Genomic DNA, 1,860 nt, shown 5'->3' on the forward strand with positions numbered 1-1,860 from the left:
GGGAAACCACAGCGTGACCAAGCTGTTCCACTATGGGCGCTTCGACCTTGCCGTGCTCTACCATGCGTTCGGTGTGATGCCCGAGCCGGTATTCTGCACCAAGATCGCCTCGCGGCTGACCCGCACCTACACCGACCGGCATGGTCTCAAAGACATCTGCTTCGAGCTTCTGGGCGTCGGCCTGTCCAAGGCGCAGCAATCGTCGGACTGGGCGGCCGAAACGCTGTCGCCCGAACAACTCGAATACGCCGCATCCGACGTGCTCTATCTGCACCGGCTGCGCGACGTGCTGGCGGCGCGGCTGGCGCGCGAGGATCGCACGAAAGAGGCCGACGCCTGTTTCCGCTTCCTGCCGACACGCGCCAAGCTTGACCTCATGGGCTGGGACGAAGAGGATATTTTCGCTCATAGCTGACGGCGTCGCGGCGCTGCCGCCGATGTTCCGTCCGGGACCAGATGCCGGCCGTCGTGTTCCGTCGGCTCGAAAAGAGGGATGACATGGCGGATAGGAAGCCCATATCGACCGCGCCCACCGACGGCTCCAAGGTCACCGTGACCTGGAAGGACGGCGACGGCGTGCTCAACGAATCCATCGCGCAATACCGGGACGGCGGCTGGTGGGTCTACATCGACAGCGATACGCAGAAGAAGGTCGAGCCGACGAGCTGGCGGCCCGCCGGGAGCGACGACGGCGACCAATGAGCAGGCCGCTGGCGAGGGCGGCGGCTTTCGCATAGCCTGAAGCCGTTGATATCGAGGCCGATTCGGGGCTTTCCGCTCCGCGCTCGCCTCTTGCTCGGAGGGAAATCGCCATGGGCGTCGAAAGCCTGCTCGTCTTCATCATCATCGGTGCCATCGCCGGCTGGCTCGCCGGTCTCATCGTCTCCGGTTTCGGCTTCGGCCTGATCGGCAACATCATCGTCGGCATCATCGGCGCGTTCATCGCGGGCTGGCTGTTCCCGCGGATCGGCTTGTCCATCGGCGGCGGCATCCTCGCCTCGATCATCCACGCCACGATCGGCGCCATCATCCTGCTGATCCTGGTCAGGGTCCTGAAGCGAGCCTGAGGCCGGGCACCGAGGAGCGCGCCATGAAACAGAATACGCTTTATCTCGTCATTGGCGCGCTCGTCGTCGTGGTCATCGCGCTCGGCGTCTACGTCTACCGCGAACAGACCAAGCCGAAAGGCGTGGAGCTCAAGATAGACGACAAGGGCATCTCGATCCAGCAGAACTGAACGGAGCCCGGGCTTGCCGGCTCCGCATTGCTCCCCACGCCTGACTATCGCTGCCTGCCGGATTTAACCCGCCTTTAAACCGCCGCATCTACTCTGCAACCCGAACGCCATAGGCATCGGGATATCAAGCGCAGCGCATGGCGAACCGCAGAGACAGCCGCATCGAACCCAGTTTCGAGGGACCGCCACAAGCGAGATCCCAGACCGGTCTTTCGGTGAGCGAGGAGGATCGCGTCGTGCCCAGCAACCGCAAAGCCTCCGCCAAACGCAAACCGCCGAAGGCAAAATCGTCGCGTGCCAGGCGCGACCGAAGCCGGCGCGGCCTGTTCGGCGTGCTCGGCCGGCTGGTCTACTGGTGCTTCGTGCTGGCCATCTGGGGCGGCATCGCGGTGGCCGGAGTCGTCGTCTACTACGGCGCCAAGATGCCGGCGGCCACGACCTGGTCGATCCCCGATCGCGCGCCCAACATCAAGATCGTCTCCGCCGACGGCCAGCTGCTCGCCAATCGCGGCATGAGCGGCGGCGAGGCGGTCGGCCTGCACGAAATGTCGCCCTACATCCCGCAAGCCGTCGTCGCCATCGAGGACCGCCGCTTCTATTCGCATTTCGGCATCGACCCGATC

5 protein-coding genes are annotated in these 1,860 nt (G+C 64.6%); all 5 read left to right on the forward strand.

Features of this window, described 5'->3' with window-relative positions; genetic code table 11:
* Positions 1-415: ribonuclease D (locus FJ980_RS30340; RefSeq protein ID WP_140547281.1), on the forward strand; the 415-nt coding region annotated here is incomplete at its 5' end.
* Positions 416-498: 83 nt separating this feature from the next.
* Positions 499-702 carry a hypothetical protein gene (locus tag FJ980_RS30345; protein WP_140547282.1) on the forward strand — a complete coding sequence of 68 codons (204 nt, stop codon included), beginning with the start codon at positions 499-501 and terminating at the stop codon, positions 700-702.
* Positions 703-812: 110 nt separating this feature from the next.
* The gene (locus FJ980_RS30350) at positions 813-1,067 is read left to right on the forward strand and encodes a GlsB/YeaQ/YmgE family stress response membrane protein (protein ID WP_140500262.1); all 255 of its coding nucleotides are present in this window, start codon (positions 813-815) and stop codon (positions 1,065-1,067) included.
* 23 nt (positions 1,068-1,090) lie between these two features.
* Positions 1,091-1,237: a hypothetical protein gene (locus tag FJ980_RS30355; RefSeq protein ID WP_140500260.1), complete on the forward strand. Its 147-nt coding sequence runs from the start codon at positions 1,091-1,093 to the stop codon at positions 1,235-1,237.
* A 137-nt stretch (positions 1,238-1,374) separates the two neighbouring features.
* Positions 1,375-1,860, forward strand: a 486-nt coding sequence (locus tag FJ980_RS30360) for a transglycosylase domain-containing protein (RefSeq protein ID WP_181181355.1), incomplete at its 3' end; no start/stop codon positions are given.

The organism is Mesorhizobium sp. B1-1-5 (genome assembly GCF_006443065.1).
Lineage (GTDB): Bacteria > Pseudomonadota > Alphaproteobacteria > Rhizobiales > Rhizobiaceae > Mesorhizobium.

Coding starts and splice junctions, on each gene's coding strand:
- FJ980_RS30345 (WP_140547282.1), top strand. CDS start 499: ATGGCGGATAGGAAGCCCATATCGACCGCGCCCACCGACGGCTCCAAG.
- FJ980_RS30350 (WP_140500262.1), top strand. CDS start 813: ATGGGCGTCGAAAGCCTGCTCGTCTTCATCATCATCGGTGCCATCGCC.
- FJ980_RS30355 (WP_140500260.1), top strand. CDS start 1,091: ATGAAACAGAATACGCTTTATCTCGTCATTGGCGCGCTCGTCGTCGTG.